Source organism: Parabacteroides sp. PH5-46, assembly GCF_029892785.1.
Classification (GTDB): Bacteria; Bacteroidota; Bacteroidia; order Bacteroidales; family Tannerellaceae; genus DFXE01.
Genome location: NZ_JARXXA010000007.1, coordinates 154,429 through 179,140, shown reverse-complemented (window position 1 = coordinate 179,140; position 24,712 = coordinate 154,429). Strand labels below are relative to the sequence as shown.

The following is a 24,712-nucleotide window of genomic DNA, read 5'->3' as shown; positions in this document are numbered from 1 at the left end:
TCTTTTGAATACTACTTTTAAAAGCGAAATGTACGCAAAAAAGTTTAGCAAGAGAAAAAAAAGGTCTATTTTTGCCGCATTATTAAAAATAACGACAATATGTCTGATAGAAAAGTTAGAGTTCGTTTTGCTCCAAGTCCGACCGGACCACTACATATTGGAGGTGTACGCACAGCATTATATAATTATTTGTTTGCTAAGCAACAAGGGGGTGATTTTATCCTCCGTATTGAAGATACCGATTCGCAGCGCTTTGTCCCCGGGGCAGAGGAATATATCATCGAATCGTTTCGTTGGCTCGGTATTCAGTTTGACGAAGGCGTAAGCTTTGGTGGCAATTATGGCCCCTATAGACAGAGCGAGCGCAAGGATACCTACAGAGAATATGTAGACATTTTGCTGGATAAAGGGCTGGCTTATTACGCCTTTGACACCCCGGAAGAACTGGATGTCAAGAGGAATGAAATAGCCAACTTCCAGTATGACGCATCTACCCGTATGCAGATGCGTAACTCACTGACTTTATCGGCAGAAGAAACCAAACAACTGATAGATAAAGGCGAAAAATATGTAGTGCGGGTAAAGATAGAACCCAACGAAGATATACATGTAAACGACCTGATACGCGGAGAAGTGGTGATTAACTCTTCTGTATTGGACGATAAGGTACTGTTTAAGTCTGCCGACCAATTGCCTACTTATCATCTGGCTAATATAGTAGATGATCACTTGATGGAAATAACCCATGTGATCCGTGGCGAAGAATGGTTGCCGAGCGCTCCCTTGCACGTATTATTATATCGTTATTTTGGCTGGACAGACAGTATGCCTCGTTTTGCCCATTTGCCTCTCCTGTTAAAACCGGAAGGCAACGGGAAGCTAAGCAAGCGTGATGGCGACAGGCTGGGTTTCCCTGTGTTTCCTTTGGAATGGAAAGACCCCAAAAGCGGAGAGATCTCTTCAGGATACCGGGAAAGCGGTTATCTTCCGGAAGCGGTTGTCAACTTCCTGGCTTTGTTGGGCTGGAATCCCGGTAACGATCAGGAAATCATGTCGATGGATGAAATGATCCGTTTGTTTGATTTGTCACATTGCAGCAAAAGTGGCGCGAAGTTTGATTATGAAAAAGGCAAATGGTTCAACCATCAATATCTGGTAAAAAAAGACAATAAGGAGTTGGCCGCTTTGTTTATTCCTGTACTGAAAGAGCATGAGATAGAGGCTGATCCGACTTATGTAGAGAAAGTAGTCGGACTGATGAAAGAACGTGTGAACTTTGTAAAAGAACTATGGGATCAGGCTTCCTTCTTTTTTGTAGCTCCTAAAGAGTATGACGAAAAAGTAGTGAAAAAGCGTTGGAAAGCCGACTCCGCCGCCCAACTAACAGAGCTGGCAGAGGTATTGAAAACCCATGAACCCTTTGACGTTCACAGTACGGAAGAAGCTGTAAAAGCCTGGATAGAAAGCAAAGAATACCACCTGGGAAACATTATGAATGCAACCCGCTTGGCGTTGGTAGGCGAAAGCAAAGGACCCCATATCTTCGACATAACTGAAGCACTGGGAAAAGAAGAAACCATTCGCAGAATTCAACAAGCCGTTGAGTTAATTAAAAATTGAAAGTAGAAAATGCTTTATACCTTAGCGATTCATCTATACGCTCTTATTGTTGAGCTACTGTCTCCTTTTCACAGGAAGGCGCGGATGATGCGTTTCGGTCAATGGAAGACCAATGGTATACTGCGTGACAAGATTGATCCGGAAGCTAAGTATATCTGGTTCCATGCTTCTTCGCTGGGAGAGTTTGAACAAGGGCGCCCCATGATGGAAAAGATCAAGGCGGATTACCCTCAGTATAAGATCTTACTGACCTTCTTTTCACCCTCCGGTTATGAAGTGAGGAAGAACTATATAGGTGCCGATGTAATCTGCTATTTGCCTTTTGATACCCCTTTCAAAGTCAGGAAGTTCCTGAGGTTGGCCAACCCTTGTATGGCTATCTTTATTAAGTATGAGTTTTGGGCGAATTATCTGACAGAGCTGAAAAAGCGAGACATTCCTACTTATATTATCTCTGCTATTTTCCGTCCGAACCAGTTGTTTTTCAAGTGGTATGGAAGGCCCTACCGGAAGGTGCTGCATTGCTTTAACCACTTATTTGTGCAAGACAAAGCATCTGCCGATTTATTGTCTGAATATGGCGTGAATAACGTTACAGTGCTGGGGGATACTCGTTTCGACCGGGTGCTTGATGTGCAAAAGCAAGCCAAAGCAATACCCGTTGTTGAACAATTTGTAAAAGCAAAAGAAGGGGAGAAGCAAATCACACTGATTGCCGGTAGCTCCTGGCCGCAGGATGAAGAGTTTATCATTCAATACTTCAATGAACATCCTGAAATGAAACTAATCATCGCTCCGCACGAAATAGACAGAGGGCATCTGCTGGAGATCCACTCCAAACTCAAACGCCCTTCACTTCGCCTTTCGGAAGCAAATGAGAAAAATGTTTCACAGAAAGATTGCCTGATCATAGACAGTTTCGGCCTATTATCTTCTATATACCGCTATGGCGATATAGCCTACATAGGCGGAGGTTTCGGCAAGGGTATCCACAATACGCTGGAAGCTGCCGTATACGGCATACCGGTGTTGTTTGGCCCTAACTACCAAAAGTTTAAAGAAGCAAGAGACATCATAGCCATTGGCGGAGGCTTTTCCGTAGCCAACGAAAATGACTTCATCGAAAAAATGGACGAACTGCTAACTTATCGTGATTTGTTAATCTCCGCCGGAGAGGCAGCAGGCAACTTCGTTCAGAACAACGCCGGAGCTACCAACAAAATTCTCGCTCAGTTGCCTCTGTAAATGTTTCTTATCTTATCTATGTTTATTCAAAAAGTATCTCAAGCAGAAGTCTATGTTGTCTGCCATAAATTTTCTTGCGGCTTTTTTGTTGCCTAGATTGTTGAAGAGGGCATCGGGTAACATGTTTTTGTCTATTAGTTTGCATACAATTTCAAACGGGCAGAAGTCGGGGATGACAATGAAACTCATAGCTTCTCTGTCGGCAACTTTCCGGTCGTAGAATGGATTATCCGGATCTTTGATGCATTCGATGCCTTTCTCTAAGAATATCAATCCTTCTTTAGGAGTAGCGGTGAGGAGTAGTTTATTCCCTATGTTGTCGGGTACTTGAGAATTGTCGATCAACGAATAGTTCATTTCTTTTCTGAGGAACGCGTAAAGATCTTTTTGAGAAGAGAAGTACAAGAACTCTTTTCCCTTGCTGGCAGCTATGAAGTCGTTGTAGGCCTTTTCTTTCTCTTTATCATCAGAGGGCTTCTCTTCCGGCATGTTATTTATAGAGTACATAGACAATCTTCCGCATTGCCACCATTCCTCGTCGAAGCAAATCAGCAGCATCATAAATACGCTATCATCAGCAGTTAGATTTGCTACCGTTTTTTTATCTATAGATTCTTTTTTTACAGCAAATTCTTCTTCAGTGGCGATATCACTAACGTAGATATACATTTCATCCAGTCGCTTGAAGAGGTAATAGGTATGATCTCTTAATTTGACATTGTTGTATAGGGCATGGAGCGGATGATGCTTCGGAATAAATCTAGCCATCCATTCGGGAGAGGTTAATGCCATCATCCTATTGGGCGACTTTAAGCATAACTCCAATCTGGTAGCTACGGTAAGCATGTGTTTCTCTGATTCGTTTTTCCTGGATTTATGGATATCGGCTGTCTGCTCGTCAAGTTCCTTGATGTTGAATATATTCAGGTATGACTTATAGTGAAACCAATCCAATATACCCTTGTACTCCGAGAAGCGCATAGTCTCTTTCTCCGGAAATAAAAACATATTTATTCTTTCATTCTCAGGAGCTAAGATAAAATCTTCACTCAGTGCCTCTGTTATCTGATCTGCAATCATCTCGATACCCGGATTTATCGGATTAATAAGCCTGTTAGGGTTAAGTTGTTGCATATAGAACCATAAAAGGAAGCAAATATCTTCGTAATTAACTTCATTCTCGGAATATTTCTTGCTTACTTCATAAAAAGGAAGTGGTCTGCCGTACAGTTTACGACATTCATCCTTGAACGATTGCCATATCCAAATATTGGATATAACACATATATACCAGTTGGTTATACAACAGCTAATTGTTCGTAAATCTTTGGAGCTATAATCAAGGGCTTCACCAATCTTACTTATATCTAAAATGCTGTAGATTTCTGAGGCTATTAGCGTAAAATACTGATCGTCATCTTCTATTACACGATAAGGTTGATACTGAATCCATTCCTGAAGGGAAATAACATGTTGTTTCATACGTAGGTAAGTCTTTTTCTGTTCATTTAAATACAAAGATATATTTTATACTATATTTATTGTATATATTCCTGTATATTTGTGTTTGACAAAACAAAATGACTACTCTATGATTAGACATTGTGTAAAATTGCTAATGCTGATCGTGTCCTTTTTATATACAATAGGGATATCTTTTTTGTTTGCTCAGGATGCAGATGCCGAGAGTAGGATAGAAGAATTGATCCTTAAGGCTGAAGAGATGTCGAAGGCTGATCCTTCCAAAGCTATTTATTATTCTAATGCGGCTATTATTGAGGCTCAAAGGATTGGTGATCAGAGTCATCTGGCGATGGCACTGGCTACCTTGGGTGAGTCATACATGAATCAGGGTGATTTTGATTTGGGTTTTGAGACCATTACTAATGCAATAGAACATTGTTCGGCGGATAGCCTACAGCTTAAGGCCTATATTTTTGTTCGCTTGTCGGGTTGTTATCTGAAACTCATGGACTTGGAGAGAGCTTTTGAGTATGTGAACAAAGCGGCAGACATATATCAGTCGGTGAACGATTCCGCCTATTTAGCCAGTTGTTACAACTCCCGTGGTTTGGTTTATATACAGATGCCGGATAATGTGAAGGCAGAAGAGAATTTTAAAGCAGCTTTGGAAATTAACCGGAAACTCGGAGCCAAAAAGTTAGTGGCTGCTAATCTGAACAACCTTTGTCTCTATGAAGGAAATACTCCGGAGAAGATCGCTATGTTGCATGAAGCAATCGCCATCAACGACTCGCTGGGAGCCGTATGGTCATTGGGCGAGAATTATAATAACCTGGGAACCCAATATTTTTATGCGAAAGAATATCAGAAGGCCCTGGACGCCCTTCAAACAGCTATGACTTATGCCCGTAAAATCAATGCGAAAGAGTTGATCTGTGATAATTACAGGTATAGCTTCTGGGTGTATGAAGCGCAGAAAAATTATCCGGCAGCTTATGAGAATCTGCTGAACTTATATGAAACAGAACAGGAGTTGCTGGCCAAAGACGCTATCCGGCAGATAGAGTTAAATACCATACAAAAACGCCTGCGAGCCAAAGAACAGGAGATATTGGTACAGGAACAGGCTTTCCAGATAAAAAACTTGCGGATGCAACAATACATCGCATTTCTGATAGTCGGGGCAGTTCTGCTGATCCTGCTATATATTGGTTTCCATTATCGCCACCGCAGGAAAGTACAGTTGCTGGAAGCTGCCCGTAAACTCGATGAGCAAGAAAAAGAATTGATAGAGTTGAAGTTGCAACAGGCTGAGATCGAAACCCGTGCCATAGAGAAAGAACTGGACTATAATCGACACGAGCTAACCAACTTTGCCTTCTTTGTTCGTAGCAGAAATGATATGCTGGCACATATTCAGTCTATGATAAAGGAAGGATATAAATTAACAGGTTCGCAGACGGAAACTCATTTGCGGAGCATAAATGCCTATATCTCTCAATTCAATGCCCGGAATACGGAAACCGAAGTGCTGATAGATCAGGTTAATGCTCAGTTTATCGACAAACTCTCCCGCCTGCATCCTGACCTTTCCAAAAACGAACAACGCTTGGCTTCCCTCTTGCGAATCGGTTTGTCTACCAAAGAAATAGCGTCTGTTATAGACTCTACCCCCAAGACCGTCAACATGGCTCGCTACCGCCTCCGAAAACATCTCAACCTGGAAACAGACGATAGCCTGACAGAATACATGAAAAGTATCTGAGTTTTCTTTTTTTTATTTTGTTATATATCAGATGATTATTGTGGTTTCAAAATCGCATGCATACTTTTTACAAAACGCATGGCTGTAATTTTGAAAACGCATGCATGCGATCTGTAAAACGCATGCGTGCGATTTTTACTATGTGTAAAAGATTGTATTTTTATGTGTATATGTATTATCTATAAAAAAATGTAAATGTAGTATTTGTGATGTAATTAAACTGTTGATTATCAAATATAGTATTTGTTAAAATGTAGATATAAATCTTCTTAATTTTCTTGAAAATGTAGATATCAGATAGGCTTTGAAATGATTGACAAGATGGATAAGAACCTTTATCCTTGTTGTGAATTTTTTAATCATTTTATCTAATATAGAAAAACATTATGGGATTATTAAAAAGTAAAATCCGGTTGCATGCCGGTTCTTTATTAAGGACAACGACCTTATTGGCATTACTTTCCCTTATTCCTTATTTTGGTTTTGCACAAAATGTGAATGTGAAAGGTACTGTTTATGACGAAACAGGTACGCCTGCCGTAGGTGTAAACATCGTGAAGAAAGGTACTGCAGAAGGTACGATCACTGATTGGGATGGAAATTTTGAGATTTCCGCTAAAAAAGGCGACGTACTGGTATTCTCTTATATTGGTTATTCTAAACAGGAAATTACCTATAACGGACAAGCCAAACTAGATGTCAGACTGGCAGAAGATTCAGAACGTCTGGACGAAGTAATCGTAGTTGGCTACGGAACCATGAAGAAAAGTGACCTTACGGGCGCCATATCTTCTGTAAACGTAGACGAACTGGCTAGTCGCGCTACTACTAACCCTGCTGAAGCTTTGCAAGGAAAAGTTTCCGGTGTAAATATCCAGAAGGTAGGAGGTAATGCAGGCGCCGGAGTGGAAGTAAAGATTCGTGGTGTAAAATCATTTGGTGATAACGAGCCCTTATATATCATTGATGGTTTCCCCGGAAGCATTAATAATGTAAACCCTCAGGATATTGCCGCTATGGAGGTCTTGAAAGACGGTGCAGCTGCTGCTATTTACGGCTCGGTAGCCGCCAATGGGGTAATTATCGTAACCACAAAGAATGGTAAGAAAGGTGAATTGAAAGTAGACCTTACCAGCTTCCTGAGCTATACGGAAGTGGCTAACCAGTTGGAATTGCTGGATGCAAACGGCTATGTACAGGTACATAAACAAATGTATGACAATTATAACCTGCAATATCCGAATAAGCAAGTTGAGCTACCGGGATATATTACCAATCCGGGAAGTGCGAATACCAACTGGCAGGATGAAGTATTCCGCAGTGGCTTTACACAGAATTATATGTTAAGCGTACGCGGAGGATCGGAAAATGCACGTTACTCTGTCTCTTATAACCATGCCGACGAAAAAGGTATCCTGATCGGTAACAATTATCGCCAGGATAATGCGCGTATGAAGTTATCGGTTACCAAAAATATATTTGACCTGGACGCCAATCTTTCTTTCCGAGCTACCGATAGCAAGCAACCTCAGTACTCTTTAAAAGAGGTATATATGATTTCTCCGCTGGTTTCCGTTTATGATGATTCAAAAGAATACGGCTATGGTCTGACCGACACCAATGGTTTGCCAAGTAACCGTAACGTAATAGCCGACAATCACTTCAGGGACTCAAAGAGCAAAAGTTATTATATAGACGCTAACGCGGCTGTAACAGCACATATTACCGATTGGCTGAGCTTCAAGACGGCCTATTCGTATCGTGGCGCTCATAGCCGCTCCAGCTATCATACACCTCCCTACATCGCCGACATTAAAGCTAAACAAGAATATCCTTATCATAGTGAAAGCTCTTCTTACTGGCAGGAGCAAGTAATAGACAATATCCTGACATTTGACAAACGCTTCGGAGAACATTCCCTGAATGTAATGGTTGGTAATTCTGTAACCATGCAGGATTATAACTGGAACAGTGTAGCTGTAGAAGGAAAAACAACCGTGTATGAGGTAAAAGACGGAAAATTGGTAACAACGGAAAAACCAGGCGGCTTCTTAGACCCCAACTTTGCTACCATCAATGCCGGTAAAGGAGGAACCTATACGGGTGAAGGCTCTTTGTATGAGTATCGCCGTGTTTCTTTGTTTGGACGTTTAAACTATGTGTATGCCGGTAAATACATGGTTCAGGCAACCTTCCGTCGTGACGGATCGTCTAAGTTCGGTAGCGACAGCCGTTGGGGATTCTTCCCGTCGGTAGCTTTGGGCTGGAGAATTTCGGAAGAAGGTTTCTTCCCGCAAGACGGATTAGTGAGCAATCTGAAACTACGTGCCAGTTGGGGACGTTTAGGGAATGAGCAGGCATTAGGTTATTATGACTTCCAAGCCTTAATCTCAACGTACAACAACCTATATGGGGGCTATGTACAAGGTACAGGTTCCACCCCTTGGCCGGGAAGTATCGCCATGGGATTGGCCAACCGTAACCTGCAATGGGAAACAACTGACACCAAGAACATTGGTTTTGACTATGGTTTCCTGAATGGTAAATTGTCCGGAGCAATCAACTACTACTATAACAAGACAGAAGATATGTTGATTACCAAGAAACTGGCTCCTTCTGTTGGTCTTTGGAACCCGGTAATGAACGTAGGTAAGATACGCAATACCGGTGTGGAAGTAGAAATCAACTGGGCCGACAAGAAAGGCGATTTTGATTACAATATCGGACTGAACTTCACCACTACAAGTAATAAAGTGCTTGAATTATCAGACCCAAAGCAAGCCTTATATGGTGAAGGTTTAAAGTATGGCTCAGAACATTTCCCCACACAAACGCGTGTAGGCAATCCGATTGCCGGATTCTATTTATACCGTGCCGACGGTATTTTCCAGAGCGATGCGGAAGTGGCGGCTCATAAAAATGCGAATGGTCAATTGCTTCAACCCAATGCAAAACCGGGCGACATCCGTTTCCTTGATACAGACGGTGATGGCTCAATCAATGAAGATGATAAAGAATATTGCGGATCGGGTATTCCGAAGGTAGAAGCAAACCTTTCATTCGGAGCATCCTATAAGGGATTCGATTTCTCATTCCTACTTGGAGGAGCTTTCGGTGCTAAGATATATAATGCCAACCGTTACTTCTATGAAGGAATGAACTCCGGTTCCAACTTCCTTACTTCCACATTGGATGCATGGACGCCTCAGAATACCAATACAGATATTCCACGTGCGATTTTGCAAGACCCGAACAACAACTCCCGTGAGTCGGATCGTTTCCTTGAAAAAGGTGATTTCGTACGCATGCGTCAGATGCAGCTAGGTTACACCTTGCCTTCTGCCTTGATGAAGAAAGCTTTTATCGACAGACTGCGTGTATATGTAAGCGCCGAGAACCTGTTTACTATCACAGGTTACTCCGGTACAGACCCTGAGTTCTCAAGAAAGAGTTCAAGTGACCAGACTTCTGCTGTGTTGAATGCAGGAGTTGATAAATTTGTCTATCCGTTTACCCGCTCGTATGTGGTAGGCTTACAACTTACATTCTAATATTATTCATTACTTAATACAGAAAAATGATGAAACAACTAAAATATATAGCCTTTGCCCTTCTGTTGATGGGAGCAACTACAAGCTGCGAAGATTTCCTGACGGTAAGTTCGCCCGACGAATTGACGTCTGATTCATTCTGGAGAGATAAAGACGATGCCGAAGCCGGACTGGCTGCCGCTTACTCCAAACTGGAAGCTTCTACGGACACCTGGGAATTTGCCGAAGTTAAATGGCCGGTAGAAGCGTATCGTGAAGATATTGTAGACTTAGGATCTGACGCTTTGAACTATCAAAACTGGGTAGAGTTGGCTAATTTTACTTATACGAATGGTAACTCTCAGTTTTCGGCTTATTGGCGTGATAACTATTATGGCATCAACTTTAGTAATCAGGTGATAGAGAATGTGGCGGAAATACCTGCCGAAGGGATTTCAGAAGAAGACCGGGCGATGATTCAAAACGAAGCTTATTTCCTTCGTGCCTATTATCACATGAAGCTCTTATTGAACTGGGAAAGGATAGTAGTAAGAGATACTTATATATCTTCAGCTGATCAGTTGGATAAAGCCTTGTCTTCTCGTGAAGAAGCTTGGGATTTTATTATCGGTGACTTGACTAAAGCAACGGCTTTGCCGGCAACACGTACATCTGAAGCAATGGGACGTGCCACACGTGGGGCGGCTTATGCTTTCTTAGGTTGGGCACATCTGACAAGAGCCTATGAAGGTTCGTCTAAAGATGCAGATCTAAACGCAGCTGTAGCGGCTCTTAACAATGTAACAGGCTATTCGTTGGTAAAAGACTTCAAATCGATGTTCGACGGGACAAACCGGAATTCAAGCGAAGGAATCTTCGAACTGCAGTTGACGCTGAATACAGACAACGGAGCTCGTTACCGTACGCAGCTTCACCGCTGGATTGGTGTTTCCGAATTATGGGGCTGGGACGAGATACTCCCCAGTCAACGCCTAATGGACGAGTTTAAGAAGGAAGGAAAAACAGCTACTACCGGACGTTACGACAGCCGCCTGTATGAAACCATCTTCTTTAAAGATGACTACTTTAACGACTCGGACGCCGCACGCGTATACAGTCATACATACGATTATTGGTTTGATGGGGCAGATAAACCGGCCTTCCGTAAATATATGCCAGTTGATTTTGAGGGCTTGGATATGAACTACTTTGCTCCGAATATCGTGTTGATGCGCTATGCAAACGTGTTATTGATGAAGGCTGAGGCTTTGAACGAGTTAGGAAAGACTGCAGAAGCGATTCCTTTGATCAACGAAGTACGCGCACGGGCTGATATGCCGGCTATGACAGGTACAAGCCAGGAGCAGGTACGCGCTCAGATAGAGCACGAACGTATCATAGAATTTCCCTTGGAGAACTTCCGTTTCTACGACTTACGCCGTTGGGGAAAAACCAAAGCTGCATTAGATGCTGTGAATCGCAGCACCTTTGATCCTGCAAAACATAATTTCTATCCGATACCTATCCAGGAAGTAAATACTAATAACGCGATAGATTGACAGGGGCATGAGCCCACCGTAGAGACAAGGCATCGCCTTGTCTCTACATGAATGATAATTATAATATTTTAGGATGAGACAATTTACATTAATAGCCTGTGGATTACTACTGGCGGCCACCGCTTTTGCCCAAAACAAAGAATGGGAAGACCAGCGGGTAAACCAGATAAATCGCGAACCGGCTCATGCACACTTTATCCCATATAGTTCAGAGAAGGCGGCACTGCTTAAAGACACACAAGCAGAACGCCGCCACTCCCTGAACGGCACTTGGAAGTTCCATTTTGCCAAGAATTCGGCTTCCCGCCCGCTTACTTTCTATAAAGAGGGTTTCGACGTATCCGACTGGAAGAATATAGAGGTACCCGGCAGTTGGGAATTGCAAGGCTTCGACGCACCTATCTATACAGACACCCGATATCCTTTTCCGGCTAATCCGCCCTATGTTCCGGCGGAGTATAATCCGGTTGGCTCGTACGTAACAACGTTTACGGTTCCGGAAGGTTTTACAGGGCAGGATATCATTTTGTATTTCGGAGGAGTAGAATCTGCATTCTACTGTTGGATAAACGGGCAGTTTGTCGGTTACAGTGAAGACAGTCGTCTGCCTGCCGAGTTCCTGATCAGCAAGTACCTGAAGCCGGGTGAGAACAAACTGGCAGTAGAGGTATACCGCTATAGCGACGGCTCGTATCTGGAAGCACAAGACTACTGGCGGTATAGTGGTATCGAACGGAATGTCATGCTGATTGCCCGTCCGAAAGTTCGCATCAAAGACTTTGAAGTGAAGGCTGACCTGACAAATAATTATGTCTCCGGGGCATTAGATATAAAGGTAACATTAGACAATCGCCAGGCCGTTAACGGCACAAGCGTTCAGTTGAAGGTCTTAGACGGAAACAAGGAGATAGCCTCTACTCGTCTAACGGCGAAAAGCAAGTCGGATACTATTCTTACCTTCTCAAAAGCTTTTCCGGATGTAAAACGTTGGACAGCCGAAACGCCGGACTTATACACCTTAGTGATAAATACCTTAGACAAGAAAGGAAAACTTACTGAGTCGTTCGTGCAACGCTTTGGCTTTCGGAAAGTAGAAATTAAGAATGGAATGCTACTCGTAAATGGCACGCCTATCTTGATAAAGGGAGTGAATCGCCATGAACATGACATGCACAAAGGACGTACGATTACTGTAGAAAGCATGATAGAGGACATCCGCCTGATGAAGCAATTCAACATAAATGCAGTTCGTTGTTCGCACTATCCTAATTATGAAGAATGGTATGAATTGTGTGACGAATACGGACTCTATCTGGTGGATGAGGCAAACATTGAGTCACATGGAATGACCGATCATCCGGAAGTAAGAACACTTGCCAACTGGGATGGCTGGGATATCCCCTATATGGAACGCATGGAGCGCATGATCGAGCGCGACAAGAACTATACCTCTATTATTACCTGGAGTATGGGAAATGAGTCGGGCTACGGAAAGCACTTTGAAACGCTTTACCACTGGACGAAGAAGCGCGACCCGAGCCGTCCCGTTCAGTATGAAGGAGGAGGTGTCAAAGGACTTTCGGATATCTATTGCCCGATGTATGCTCGCGTATGGGCACTCCGCCAATGGACAAACCTGCGCCAGGACAGACCGATGATCTTGTGCGAATATGCACATGCGATGGGTAACAGTGTTGGTAACCTGAAAGATTACTGGGAGTTGATATACAAATACGATAACTTACAAGGTGGCTTTATCTGGGACTGGGTAGATCAGACATTTTCCATAAAAGACAAAAAAGGAAACGATATATGGGCCTACGGAGGCGATATGGGTTTTGTAGGCGTAGTGAACGATTCCAATTTCTGCGCAAACGGGCTTATAGCAGCCAACCGCAGTTTGCATCCGCATATATGGGAAGTAAAGAAGGTGTACCAGTATATACATTTTGAAGGTGTCCCTTTCTCTCTGAACAAGCTTAAGATTACAAATCGCCACGACTTCCTTTCGTCAGACGTCTATGATTATACCTGGACAGTCAAGGCCGACGGAAAGGTGTTATATCAGGGAATCTTGAATGTTCCGCTCATCCGGGCTCAGCAGTCGGCAGAAGTTTCGATTGATATGCCAAACATTAAAGGTGAGGCGGGAACAGAATACTTCCTGCAGATTACAGCTCGGACAAAAGACGAGCAGCCGCTAGTTCCCAAAGGGCATCTGGCTGCTTCGGAACAGTGGCAATTACCAGTGCAGACTCCGGCGCTTTCTCCTTCCACGTTTAGTGGTACAATTACCAAGGAAGAAAGTGTAGATCGCTTAACCTTGAAAACGACCTCTGTATCCCTTTCTTTTTCAAAAGGTAGTGGAGAACTTATCAGTTATCAGGTAAAAGGGAAGGAATACCTGCAGAGCGGATTACGCCCGAACTTCTGGCGCCCGCTGGTAGATAATGACGTACCGAATGGTTTGCAACAAAGAAGTGGCACTTGGGAGGAGGCCGGAAATAATTTGCAGCTTCGCTCCTTTACGACAGAACCTTTGTCTGCCAACGGAGCTATCAGGATAATCGTAGCTTACCGTATGGAAGAACAGGAGTCGGACTGTTCGGTAGAATATACCGTGTATCCCGATGGGGCAATGAAAACGACTTTCAGTTTTACGCCCGGGGAGAAAGCACTGCCGGAAATGCCTCGTTTTGGTATGTATCTCGTGCTGGATGGTGCGTTCGACCAGATGACCTGGTTGGGTCGCGGCCCGCATGAAAACTACTGGGACAGAAAGACCGGAGCAGACATTGACGTGTATAAAGCAAGCGTGTGGGAACAATATCATCCCTACGTACGTGCTCAGGAAACAGCCAACAAAACGGATGTGCGCTGGACTGCCTTGCAGAATACCTCAGGAGAGGGGATACTGGTGAAAGCAGCTACAGAACCCTTAAGCGTAAGCGCTTGGAATTTCTCTATGGAGGATATCCGCTACATACCGTCTACAGTGCAACGGATACACGGAGGAAGTATCGAAAAGAAAGATATGGTATGGCTGAACATCGACAACAAGCAGATGGGAGTAGGGGGTGACAATACCTGGGGCGCACAAACGCATCCCGAGTACACCATCACGCCTGTTGCACGCTGCTATGAATTCTATTTGATTCCTGTTGATCATACAACAGGTTTGTCTAAAGCTGCCAAACAAGTACGATAAGTAAAAAATGAAACACACTTTTAAATTATTCATATTGTTTTGTCTGGGATTGGTAACGGCATGCCAGATCACCCAGCAGACACCGAACCGCAAGGCTTATGAGTTTGACAATATCCTGGACATTTCCTATACGCCGGATAAGCAGACAAGATGCCGGGGATGGTTCTCCGATGCCGGGAGTTGGTATGGTTTTACCATTCCTCAGAAAGACAAATGGATAAATGGCTTCTGCGGTCCATTCCATTTGGATAAGCGGCAATGGGCCTCGGAAGCTTTATTGAAAGTGAACTTTGCCAACGAAGATAAGTCGGCTGTTTATATACCCGACTCCACTTCCTATTTTCCGGGAGAGCTTTACATGGCGGCCTCTTCTTCCATGGGGCAGATTATTCAGCGCCTGGTATTTATAGATAAGTCTACAGCGATACTTTCGTGTCGCTCCGGTTTAAACAATAGCTTGCATTTTCATGGCGAGGTATTGGCGGGAGATATCACCTGCTCGGTAGAGAAGAATCGCCTGGTATTGACCTGGCCGGACGGAGAAGGGCTGGCGCTGACGTTTAGTCCCGAAGCCGGTATCCTGATGGACGGTAATAAATATGAGGTGTTGTCTGCTGTAAGCGGAGAGACGCATGTAGTGATCTCTTTCTTCGAGAACAAGCTGTCGCAACTGCCTACTCTGCAAAAGGCAACAACTGTCCAGGCTTTGCCGGAACTATACAAAGAGCAGGCGGCTAACCGCTGGGATAGTTATCTGACGCATGTTCTTCGTGAAGATATGCCTGCCGGATATAACCGGATAGCAGCCAAAGCTGTGGTTACCCTTATGTCGAACTGGAAGAGTGCCCGGGGCGATTTATATCACGACGGAGTAGTGCCCAGTCATGCCGTAGGCTATTTTATGGGCTTTTGGGGATGGGATTCCTGGAAACATGCGGTAGCCTTATCCCGTTTTGCCCCCGAACTGGCGAAGAACCAGGTACGCGCAATGTTTGACTACCAAACGCCCGAAGGAATGGTGATCGATTGCATTTACAGCGATGCTGCGGAAAACAATGCACGGGATAGCAAACCTCCATTAGCAGCCTGGGCTGTCAGCGAGATATACAAACATACAGGAGACAGCGCTTTTGTAAAAGAGATATACCCGAAATTACTATCTTATTACCAGTGGTGGTTTACGCATCGCGACCATAACCGGAATGGCATATGTGAGTTTGGCTCCTGCGACGGTACCTTGGAAGCAGCGGCCTGGGAGAGTGGTATGGACAATGCCATCCGCTTCGATGAGGCTAAGATGGTAAAAAACAGCGAAGGCGCCTGGAGCTTTAATCAGGAGTCAGTAGACCTGAATGCCTTTCTGGCTTTGGAGCATCAGTTGCTGAGCCAACTGGCACCCATTGCCGGCTGCACTTTTGACGAACCGAACCGTTCTGCTTCTACAGCCGACTACTTCTTTGTAGAGGATAGAGGTTTCTTTTTCGACAAGCGTTTAGACGGCACCTTTGTCTTGGAAGAAGGTACGGAAGCTTGCATCCCGCTATGGGCGGGCATTGCCTCGCAGGAACAGGCCGATGCTGTTGTTCGTTTGTTTACGGATACCACCAAGTTTGCTACCTACATACCTTTCCCCACCATAGCAGCCGACAATCCTAAGTTTATGCCGGCCGGTTATTGGCGGGGTCCCATCTGGCTGGATCAGGTATACTTTGGTATCTCAGGTATACGCAAATATGGCTATCATAAAGAAGCAGATACATTTACCGACCAAATATTTACCCGCCTTCAAGGCCTGACAGAAGACGCTCCCATCCATGAAAACTATGATACCCATAACGGAGCCCGCTTAAAAGCTCCCCATTTCAGTTGGAGCGCAGCACACTTGCTTTTATTGTACGAAGCGTATAACAAATAATGTTTATGGAGGAAGTTAATCTTCCTCCATAAACATTGGATCCCATGCGGGAAGGCGAGTTGGTTTTTGTTTGAGAATTTCTTTTACCTTGTCGCTGGCATATTTGTTTTCTATTACCAGGCGGAACATGTATTCGTTGAACCATTCGTCGGTCATGATGAGGTGTCCGTTGTTAGCGCCCGGCCCCCAGCTGTTTTCTACCATCCATTTCTTAGGTTTGCTGTTTGCGTCCAGGTCTACGGCCATTAAGGTCATAGCGTGTGAAGATCCACTGCTGAAGGTCTGTATCCGCTGCTTCTTGTCCATGCCGAAAGTGGTACCCATCAAGGAGCCGTAGTCGTAGTAGTTTACGTCGAGCAGGCCACGTTCCCGGTCGAAAAACTTACCCACATCGCAGGAAAAGTACATCATTGTGCTGTCTTTGATCGAGCGGATCGCCATTTCTTTAATGTCTTCTGCCGGCAGGTTCACGTACGTCCAGTTTTTGCCGTCGTAGGCGTGGCGGTCGAAGTCTATCTCGTACAGTTTGTAGTACTCCCGGCTAGGGTCGTTCATGAGCATTACATAATTGTTCTTCAGGTCGGCGCCAATAAATTCCTGATAGAAAGATAGCGGCGTGTATTCTTTGGTAGATACCGGGTTACCTTTGGCATCTTTCAATGTCCACGAGAAGCTTGCGGGAGGTTCGCCAAGGCTTAATGCCAGCATGCGGTACACTGTTCCCAGCATTTCGGTTTTCTTTTTCTCCAGATCGGCAGGTTTTGAGCCTTTAGCCGACAGCTCCCTTAGTTGCAGGCCGAATTCTTTTAGTTTCAACGAAATCAGGTTGGCCATCATGCGCGTATTTTCGCTACTATAGGTTTCGGCCATTACGTCGGCAGGTACAACGCCATACTTGCTGAGAATATCGGCAACACCCGTAAACTGCCCTCCGTCGCTCAGCGGGTTTTTGAACAACCACTCCACCATTTTGTCATCCATAGGCTTCTCGCGGATATCTACAATACCTTGCAGAAAGAGATTGGCTTTCTCCAATTGATCCCAGAAGAAGGGATAATTGTGCGAGAACTGGAAGTCGCTCAGATTGTGTTTCGCGATAATTTTAGACCGGAAGACATTCAATCCGGTGAAGAGCCAACAGCGGCCTGACGACTTTTGATTGGTAATTCCTTTGCTGTTTACCCGGTGTGAAAAATAGGTATCGAAATTGTTTTTATTGTCCAGGTTGACGGATAGCTTGTTAATGTCATTATTTGCGATGGCATTTTGCAGTGCTTTGTCCGTTTGGCTTCCCTGATAGGCTTCTTTGATTTGTTTAAGCATCTCGTTCGAGATTCCTCCCTTTGTTTGCTGCGCACTTACGGATAGTGAGACAGTAAAAATAGCGATTAGCGTTAAGAATAAATTTCTCCTCATGATATAATTTGTTTAGAAGTTATATTGCAAAGGTAAACTTTTGCTTCGTTTTTCGCTAACGAGCGAAAAAAAATAGCATGTGAGTGATTTTTATTTGCTCCTGTACTATTTCAATTGGCAAACGGGCTATATTTGTGTATTAAAGACCTATAGATATGAAACAGCTTTCCTTTTTATTTTTGTTGCTGATCTTGTTGGTAACATCCTGTTCGGCGCAGCCGGATATTACCGGCAAATGGTATGGCCGTCCGGATGTGGGCGGTTTTAGTATGCGACTGACATTTGATATCAGCCAGTCGGACAATGGCTACACCGCCACCATGGAGAGCCCAGATCAGACGGCAGAAAAAATACCTGTTACATCTGTTACATTTGAGAATAATGCTGTGAATATTCAGATAGCACCCATTGATTTTGCTTACAAAGGCGAATTAAATAAAGAAGGTATCATAAAAGGCTCCTTTACGCAAGGAGGGCAAACTTTCACACTTGATTTGTCTCGCCGGGAACCGGAGCCCATAGAACGCTCGCAGACGCCGGGACAGACAGATGCTTACCATACAGAAGAGGTAAGCTTTATGAATGAAAAAGCCGGTATCCGGCTGGCCGGTACCCTGACGCTGCCAAAATCTTCGACCAGTTTTACGGCTGTAGTACTGGTGTCCGGTAGTGGTCCGCAAAACAGGGACGAGGAAATCATGGGGCACAAACCGTTTTTGGTATTGGCCGATTATTTAACGCAAAGGGGGATAGCTGTTTTACGTTACGACGACCGGGGAGTTGGCCAGTCGGAAGGAGATTATGCGAAGGCAACACTGGATGATTTTGCCTCCGACGCCCAGGCAGCAGTCGAGTATCTGAAAACCCGCAAAGAGATCAATAAAGAAAAGATAGGGATTGTAGGGCATAGCGAAGGGGGCGGAATTGCGTTTAAGCTGGCATCAGAGAAAGTCCCAGCCTTTATCGTAACGATGGCAGGCGTGGGAGTAGATGGTTTTTCCTTGCTGAGGATGCAACGCAAGGCACTCTTTACAGCCTCGAATATACCTGAAGAATATATCAACCAGTACAACGACTACATGGATCAGGCTCAGCGTTTGGCCGTAGAAGCAACCAGCTTTTTCCAGTTGCGCGACGGCATCACTCAGCTCTTTACCGGAACGTATATGGAAAAGCAGATCGATCCGGCTGTAAAGCAACTTTCTTCTCCCGAAATCGTGAGCTTTCTGAAATACGACCCATCCCCGTATTTTAAAAAGATTAGCTGTCCGATACTGGCTCTGAACGGAATGAATGATTTACAGGTGCCTTGTAGTGAAAACCTGTCTGCCATACTGGAAGGGCTCTCTACCAATAAAGAGGTAACTACTAAGCCCTATTTTGGCTTAAACCACCTGTTTCAAACCTCTAACTCCGGCTTACCCGCCGAATATGCGCAAATAGAAGAAACCATCAACCCTGAAGTGCTAAAGGATATAGCCGACTGGTTGTTGAAACGTTAATCATATAATTTAAGATGATTATGGCTACTTATATTGCAGGACTTTTTTTAATTGTATTGGGATTCTTGGTTGTGCGCTTTCCTATGCTGCTGTCGGGCTATAATACCATGCCGAAAGAAGAAAGGGAAAAAGTAGATATTGCCGGGCTTTCCCGCATGGTGCGTTCCGTCTTTATCGGGATGGGGCTTTGCCTGATTCTCGGTACATTCATACTGAGCAAAACAGGAGATATCTCCTTGATGGATATATTGTCACCGATCGTTATTTTCGGAGGGGTAGGGATTACTGTAGTTGCCCGGCAAAGATATACGAAAGCGCTTACTATTTCCAGGTTTAGCAGGTATAAAAATCTGCTCGTTTTTGCGTTTCTTATTGGATTTATGATCTATATCGTTTACAGCGGAATGTCCGACAAAGTGGTCGTGTATGAGGATCGTGTGCAAATAACCGGAAGCTATGGAGTAAACATCCCCTTTGAAAATATCACGCAAATGGAATATCGGGAGACTATGCCGGATATAACTTTGCGCACCAACGGATTCAGTTTGTGGAAATACCGCAAAGGATACTTCCGCACTGATGAATTGGGGAAGGTAATGCTTTTCCTCCATTCTTACGAGGGACCTTATTTGATTATCCACTCAACAACAAACGACCCCGTAATAATAAACCGCTCCAAGCCCGAAGACTTAGAGCGGCTGTATGCTGAGATCAATACGAAGTTGGAGAGCTGAGATGGCTTAGCGGCTCCACACTAATCCGTCTTGACGGATGCGCCATATCCTGCCGTTAGGAGAGGGGAGGCTCATCTCGTACATCGAAGGGGTATTGTCTAATGTCAGTTGAGGAACGATCTCTTCCGGACAAACTTCTTCCGGTTTCAGATCGGCTATGGATGTGGCATACTGTCCGAACTTGCGAAGGTATTGCCGTTGCCTGTGATACAGGTTGCGAAGCATCCATTTCGTATCTTCATCGCCGCTTGCCACAAAGGTCTCTTCTCCGGTTCCGGCTGGTTTCTCAGAAAACTGAACGAAGCCCCAGAGCTCCGGCCGGTGGATGTCGATCACTCCGGTGGGAGCCCATACCCAATTGTGCTCGCGTATTTTCTCTTCTCCTTTGAAAGGTACCTTTATGTATTTTCCGTCTTCTACTTTGGTTTCCCATTCTACGCGCGAGAAGTTCATACGTATCTGGTCTCCTGGCTCCGGTTTTCTCTTTCCGGGCACCAACTGGTAAACAGATTTCCAGGGTAGGAAAATCTCTATGCTCCAGGACTTATCCGTGTCGTTGGGCTTATTGATTGTTCCGTCTATGTGAACGGCAGACTGCATGCCCATGAACTCCCAGTTGCTGAATACAAGGCAACCTTCGTCCCGGTAGGGTTTGCTCAGGAATAAGTCCCATTCCGTGCCCAAAGCATTCACTTCGTATTCCACGTAGTTATGGGTGTCATTTGTCGGGTCAATGAAGAATTCAAAATTGTTATTCTGGAAAATAACGGCATCATGCTCGGTAATGTCTGCCCAGATGTGAGGTTCTTCCAATAGGGCGGCAATGTAGAGGCCTGCATCGTCGTACGCCATTTTAGCTCTTGTTTGCAGATAAGGCTTAGGTTGCTTGTCTCCTTCAATATCTACAAAGTCGGCTGTCCAGGGGACCATGTCCCATTCTTCGGCAGACAGTACCCCGTCAATCGTAATAGTAGTGGGCGCTTTATAGCACACGTATGAGGGCGGATCATACGATACGGGCGGGAAATAGTCTATTTCCTTCTTTTCTTCTTTTGGATTGCAGGCGGTTAACAATAAGCAGGCAATTCCGATCATACCTTTGGAATGTGTTTTCATGTGAATTGTGTTTATGGTGTCTAGTCTATTAATTTTAATCCGGCTTCCAGCCAGATATCAATATCGTCCGGGTAATGTTGGGCGGTATAGCTGTCACTACGCTTACTTCCCAAGCGCACAATAACGGCATTTTTCTCGGGAATTGCAAATACGTATTGGCCTAAAATACCTCGCATATAATGAACCGTCATACCTTTATATATAAGTTGCCAGAACTGGAATCCGTAGCAATGGTTCGGCTCGTTATGTTCGGCATACCTGAGGTTGGTGTCGGGCGTAAGCGCTTCAGTCAGGTACGACTCGGAAACTAATTGCTGTCCGTCCCAACTCCCTTTGTTTAACATGAGTTGTCCGAAGCGGGCGAAGTCGCGTGCATTGCTGTTGAAGCAGCAGTAGGCTTTCTCCATCCCATCTTTTCTGTCCAGGCTCCAGAGGGCGTTTTCCTCGGCATGCATGGGTGTCCATAGCTTACGGGATACGTAGTGGCTGAGATACTCTCCGGTAGCTTTTTCTACGATGAAAGCCAGTAATTGCGTGACTCCGCTCTGGTAGACAAAGTTTATGCCCGGTTCTTCGATCTCCTTCATGCCGAAAGCGATCTTAGACAAATCATTCCCGTAATACAACTTAGTAGTAGGCGAGAAGGGAGAAGAATAGGCTTCCTGGAAATCCACCCCAGCACTCATCGTGAGCAGATGGCGAATAGTCAAAGCCTTTCCATTATACCCCTTGAACGCAGGATAAAAGTCGCTCACCGGCTGGTCTACACTCTTGATGAATCCATCATCAATAGCGCAGCCAATCGCCAGTGAAACAATGCTTTTTGCCATTGAAAAAGAGTTGCTGTGCGACTGAGCCGAATAATCATCCCAGTACTCCTCAAACAATAATAAGCTGTCTTTAACAACAACAAAGGCAACCGTCTCATAGGCTTCAAACGAAGGCAGGAGTTCCTCCGGCAAAGCCAGCTTATTGTACTCTTCCGACGTCTCCCAAGCCTTCGGGTCACCCGCTTTTATTACGCGATTCTCAAAGATTTCATATTGGTCTATTTGAGGAAGCAGATGTACCAGTGCTTTTCTCAAATAGTAGTTAGACGGCAACATTAAAAAGCCAACCGCCAGACAAATAACTACTGTTACAATAATCCCAGCTTTCTTCTTCATGGGCGCTTTATGGGTTTAATTAGTCTTCTTTATACCAGGAAGAATACATATGGTAGTTCTTGGCTATTTTTTGGTTGATTTCTTTGGATTGTTCGGGGTCTACCTTTTTTACGAATTTGGCGGGCACGCCGGCATAGATACTGCCCGGTTCAACAATTGTATTGCTGAGAACAACAGATCCCGCAGCAACAATTGCTCCTTCGCCAATGACTGCATGATCCAGCACTACCGACCCCATACCGATCAATGCCCCATCGCAAATCTTTGCCCCATGAATGGTAACATTATGCCCCACGGACACATTATCGCCAATCTCGATGATTGATTTTTCGTACAAGGTATGAAGCACAGAGCCATCCTGTATATTTACACCATTCCCGATCCGGATCGAATTTACATCCCCGCGCAAAACCGTTCCAAACCAGATACTGCATCCTTCCCCAATCTCAACATCCCCGATAATAACGGCATTATCTGCCAGATACGTATCCTTCCCAATTACAGGAGTAAAACCCCTTACTGATTTAATTAAAGCCACTTTATTAATTGTTAATTATTAATGGTTAATTGTTGATAATTAATAATTAACCATTAACCATTGATTTAGATTTCTTTCGTTTTCTCTCTCAGCCACGCTTTTTCTTCTTCGTTCAGGTGCGGGCTTAGTTTGTCGTAGACTAACTGGTGATATTTGTTTAGCCAGGCATGTTCGCGAACGGAGAGCATGGAGGGAATAACCAGCTTGGTGTCGATATAACACAAGGTTAATGTTTCAAAGGTCAGGAACTTGCCAAATTCGGTAACGCTGTCTTCGATAATCAACACCATGTTTTCCGTACGTATGCCGTACTGGCCTTCGCGGTACATGGCCGGCTCGTCGCTCATTACCATGCCCGACTCCAGTATAACGGGATTTTCTTCCATGCGGATGCTTTGTGGCCCCTCGTGAACGTTTAGGCAATGACCTATGCCGTGGCAGGTTCCGTGCAGATACTGTATGCCGGCATCCCAGAGCGCTTTCCGTGCAAAGGCGTCTATCAGGCAACCGCGTATCCCGGCCGGGAATTTACACTTGGCAATGCCTATCGTACCCTTCAGCACACGGGTGAAGTCTTTCTTCATCTGCTCTGTAGGCTCTCCCAAGGCGACCGTACGTGTGATATCTGTCGTGCCATCCAAGTATTGGCCGCCTGAGTCCATCAGCAGGATGCCTTCGGGTTTGATTTCCGCATCGGTCTCGGGAGTCGCGCTGTAATGAACGATGGCTCCGTGAGGGCCGTATCCGCAAATGGCATTAAAGCTGTCGGATATGTGTAGCGGCTGTTCGGCACGCAGGGCAGATAGCTTTTCTGTGGCGCTTATCTCTGTTACTTTATTGCCCGCAGCCAGTTGCTTTTCAAGCCAGATGTAGAAACGGGTCAGCGCTATACCGTCTTTCACCAATGCGTTGCGAAATCCGTCAATCTCTGTCTTGTTCTTGATGCTTTTCAGGTGATTGGCAGGTGTAATACCTTCTATAATTCCACACTCTTTGGGTATGGCATGATACAAGGCTACATTGGTGCGGGCCGGGTCAATAAATACCGTTTTCTTTCCTTGCAATTTGCTCAGATAAGGCACTATCTTGTCGTAGTCGGCTAACACAACTCCTTCTTCCTTTAGGTGTCCGGCTATTTCAGGAGTCAGCTTTGACGGCTGGATAAACAATACGGTTTCGTTCTCGGAAACAAAGGCATAGCTCACCACTACCGGATTGTAGATCACATCATTACCCCGGATGTTGAATGTCCAGGCTATTTCGTCCAAGGCACATAATATCAGGCAATCGGCACCTGCTTTGTGCAGTTGGTTGTTGATGGCATCCAGCTTGTCGTGAACAGACTGGCCGGTCATTTCTACCGGAAGTTCGAACACCTTGTTGTCAGGAATGGCCGGGCGGTCGCTCCATATCTCGTCTATCAGGTCTACAGAGGTATTCAGCTTAATATCTTTTTTCGACAGGAATTTGTTCAGGTTACGGCTGTCGGAAACGTTGTACGACTGTCCGTCGACTCCTACAGTCTGCCCTTCTGCCAGTTCGTGCAGCAGAAAGTCGTTAATAGACGGTGTTTCCGGAAGCATCAGTTTGTAAAGGTCAATCCCCGTATCTTTCAATTGTTCGGCAGCCTGCAGGAAATAGCGAGAGTCTGTCCACAAGCCAGCTTTGGTAGCTGTTACTACTACTGTCCCCGCAGAGCCTGTAAAACCGGATATCCATTCGCGTGATTTCCATCGGGCAGGTACATACTCGCTTAAGTGAGGGTCTGAACTGGGTATGATATACGCATCAATCCGATGCTTTTTCATGGCTTCCCGTAATGCCATGAGGCGTTCTTGTATGCTTGTTTTCATGTCAATAATAATTATGTCATCAAGTCGCAAAGTTAATAAATAGTTATTGTAGACAGACCAAACATACTTAAAAAAGACAGG

15 protein-coding genes are annotated in these 24,712 nt (G+C 44.8%); 9 read left to right on the top strand and 6 right to left on the bottom strand.

Translation table 11 applies throughout. From position 1 onward, the window contains the following. Nucleotides 1-99: 99 nt before the first annotated feature. Together gltX and M2470_RS09630 are read left to right on the top strand one after the other, a co-directional pair. Nucleotides 100-1,620 carry a glutamate--tRNA ligase gene (gltX, locus tag M2470_RS09635; protein ID WP_280744708.1) on the top strand — a complete coding sequence of 507 codons (1,521 nt, stop codon included), beginning with the start codon at nucleotides 100-102 and terminating at the stop codon, nucleotides 1,618-1,620. A gap of 9 nt (nucleotides 1,621-1,629) precedes the next feature. Continuing rightward, complete coding sequence (locus M2470_RS09630) at nucleotides 1,630-2,865, top strand: glycosyltransferase N-terminal domain-containing protein (protein ID WP_280744709.1); 1,236 nt, start codon at nucleotides 1,630-1,632, stop codon at nucleotides 2,863-2,865. 12 nt (nucleotides 2,866-2,877) lie between these two features. On the opposite strand, the gene M2470_RS09625 is transcribed toward M2470_RS09630, so the two are convergent. After that, on the bottom strand, nucleotides 2,878-4,347 hold the full coding sequence (locus M2470_RS09625) for a DUF3843 family protein (RefSeq protein ID WP_280744710.1): 1,470 nt from the start codon (nucleotides 4,345-4,347) through the stop codon (nucleotides 2,878-2,880). Between the two features lie 109 nt (nucleotides 4,348-4,456). Here M2470_RS09625 and M2470_RS09620 point away from each other — a divergent pair, with 109 nt between their 5' ends. From M2470_RS09620 to M2470_RS09600, 5 genes are all read left to right on the top strand, one after another. Then, the gene (locus tag M2470_RS09620) at nucleotides 4,457-6,094 is read left to right on the top strand and encodes a tetratricopeptide repeat protein (protein ID WP_280744711.1); all 1,638 of its coding nucleotides are present in this window, start codon (nucleotides 4,457-4,459) and stop codon (nucleotides 6,092-6,094) included. Between the two features lie 386 nt (nucleotides 6,095-6,480). After that, on the top strand, nucleotides 6,481-9,645 hold the full coding sequence (locus M2470_RS09615) for a TonB-dependent receptor (protein WP_280744712.1): 3,165 nt from the start codon (nucleotides 6,481-6,483) through the stop codon (nucleotides 9,643-9,645). Between the two features lie 29 nt (nucleotides 9,646-9,674). Next, a complete protein-coding gene (locus tag M2470_RS09610; RefSeq protein WP_280744843.1) occupies nucleotides 9,675-11,183 on the top strand; it encodes a RagB/SusD family nutrient uptake outer membrane protein in 1,509 nt (502 codons plus the stop codon). A 73-nt stretch (nucleotides 11,184-11,256) separates the two neighbouring features. Further along, nucleotides 11,257-14,391, top strand: a complete 3,135-nt coding sequence (locus M2470_RS09605) for a glycoside hydrolase family 2 TIM barrel-domain containing protein (RefSeq protein WP_280744713.1) — start codon at nucleotides 11,257-11,259, stop codon at nucleotides 14,389-14,391. A 7-nt stretch (nucleotides 14,392-14,398) separates the two neighbouring features. Continuing rightward, nucleotides 14,399-16,306: a trehalase family glycosidase gene (locus tag M2470_RS09600; protein ID WP_280744714.1), complete on the top strand. Its 1,908-nt coding sequence runs from the start codon at nucleotides 14,399-14,401 to the stop codon at nucleotides 16,304-16,306. 15 nt (nucleotides 16,307-16,321) lie between these two features. Here the strand turns inward: M2470_RS09600 and M2470_RS09595 are convergent, their stop codons facing one another. Continuing rightward, nucleotides 16,322-17,722 carry a C1 family peptidase gene (locus tag M2470_RS09595; RefSeq protein WP_280744715.1) on the bottom strand — a complete coding sequence of 467 codons (1,401 nt, stop codon included), beginning with the start codon at nucleotides 17,720-17,722 and terminating at the stop codon, nucleotides 16,322-16,324. A gap of 155 nt (nucleotides 17,723-17,877) precedes the next feature. Here M2470_RS09595 and M2470_RS09590 point away from each other — a divergent pair, with 155 nt between their 5' ends. Further along, nucleotides 17,878-19,224 carry an alpha/beta fold hydrolase gene (locus M2470_RS09590; protein ID WP_280744716.1) on the top strand — a complete coding sequence of 449 codons (1,347 nt, stop codon included), beginning with the start codon at nucleotides 17,878-17,880 and terminating at the stop codon, nucleotides 19,222-19,224. Between the two features lie 20 nt (nucleotides 19,225-19,244). Further along, nucleotides 19,245-19,958: a DUF3784 domain-containing protein gene (locus M2470_RS09585; protein ID WP_280744717.1), complete on the top strand. Its 714-nt coding sequence runs from the start codon at nucleotides 19,245-19,247 to the stop codon at nucleotides 19,956-19,958. Between the two features lie 6 nt (nucleotides 19,959-19,964). Here M2470_RS09585 and M2470_RS09580 read toward each other — a convergent pair whose 3' ends face one another. The 4 genes from M2470_RS09580 to M2470_RS09565 all read right to left on the bottom strand — a co-directional run bounded on the left by M2470_RS09580 (nucleotide 19,965) and on the right by M2470_RS09565 (nucleotide 24,631). Then, nucleotides 19,965-21,074: a carbohydrate-binding family 9-like protein gene (locus tag M2470_RS09580; protein WP_280744718.1), complete on the bottom strand. Its 1,110-nt coding sequence runs from the start codon at nucleotides 21,072-21,074 to the stop codon at nucleotides 19,965-19,967. 20 nt (nucleotides 21,075-21,094) lie between these two features. After that, nucleotides 21,095-22,240 carry a serine hydrolase gene (locus M2470_RS09575; RefSeq protein WP_280744719.1) on the bottom strand — a complete coding sequence of 382 codons (1,146 nt, stop codon included), beginning with the start codon at nucleotides 22,238-22,240 and terminating at the stop codon, nucleotides 21,095-21,097. Between the two features lie 19 nt (nucleotides 22,241-22,259). Then, nucleotides 22,260-22,778: a gamma carbonic anhydrase family protein gene (locus M2470_RS09570; RefSeq protein WP_280744720.1), complete on the bottom strand. Its 519-nt coding sequence runs from the start codon at nucleotides 22,776-22,778 to the stop codon at nucleotides 22,260-22,262. 65 nt (nucleotides 22,779-22,843) lie between these two features. Next, on the bottom strand, nucleotides 22,844-24,631 hold the full coding sequence (locus M2470_RS09565; protein WP_280744721.1) for an aminopeptidase P family protein: 1,788 nt from the start codon (nucleotides 24,629-24,631) through the stop codon (nucleotides 22,844-22,846). Nucleotides 24,632-24,712 lie beyond the last annotated feature (81 nt).

Coding starts and splice junctions, on each gene's coding strand:
- M2470_RS09595 (WP_280744715.1), bottom strand. CDS start 17,722: ATGAGGAGAAATTTATTCTTAACGCTAATCGCTATTTTTACTGTCTCA.
- M2470_RS09575 (WP_280744719.1), bottom strand. CDS start 22,240: ATGAAGAAGAAAGCTGGGATTATTGTAACAGTAGTTATTTGTCTGGCG.
- M2470_RS09590 (WP_280744716.1), top strand. CDS start 17,878: ATGAAACAGCTTTCCTTTTTATTTTTGTTGCTGATCTTGTTGGTAACA.
- M2470_RS09605 (WP_280744713.1), top strand. CDS start 11,257: ATGAGACAATTTACATTAATAGCCTGTGGATTACTACTGGCGGCCACC.
- M2470_RS09615 (WP_280744712.1), top strand. CDS start 6,481: ATGGGATTATTAAAAAGTAAAATCCGGTTGCATGCCGGTTCTTTATTA.
- M2470_RS09565 (WP_280744721.1), bottom strand. CDS start 24,631: ATGAAAACAAGCATACAAGAACGCCTCATGGCATTACGGGAAGCCATG.
- M2470_RS09580 (WP_280744718.1), bottom strand. CDS start 21,074: ATGAAAACACATTCCAAAGGTATGATCGGAATTGCCTGCTTATTGTTA.
- M2470_RS09630 (WP_280744709.1), top strand. CDS start 1,630: ATGCTTTATACCTTAGCGATTCATCTATACGCTCTTATTGTTGAGCTA.
- M2470_RS09585 (WP_280744717.1), top strand. CDS start 19,245: ATGGCTACTTATATTGCAGGACTTTTTTTAATTGTATTGGGATTCTTG.
- gltX (WP_280744708.1), top strand. CDS start 100: ATGTCTGATAGAAAAGTTAGAGTTCGTTTTGCTCCAAGTCCGACCGGA.
- M2470_RS09600 (WP_280744714.1), top strand. CDS start 14,399: ATGAAACACACTTTTAAATTATTCATATTGTTTTGTCTGGGATTGGTA.
- M2470_RS09620 (WP_280744711.1), top strand. CDS start 4,457: ATGATTAGACATTGTGTAAAATTGCTAATGCTGATCGTGTCCTTTTTA.
- M2470_RS09625 (WP_280744710.1), bottom strand. CDS start 4,347: ATGAAACAACATGTTATTTCCCTTCAGGAATGGATTCAGTATCAACCT.
- M2470_RS09610 (WP_280744843.1), top strand. CDS start 9,675: ATGAAACAACTAAAATATATAGCCTTTGCCCTTCTGTTGATGGGAGCA.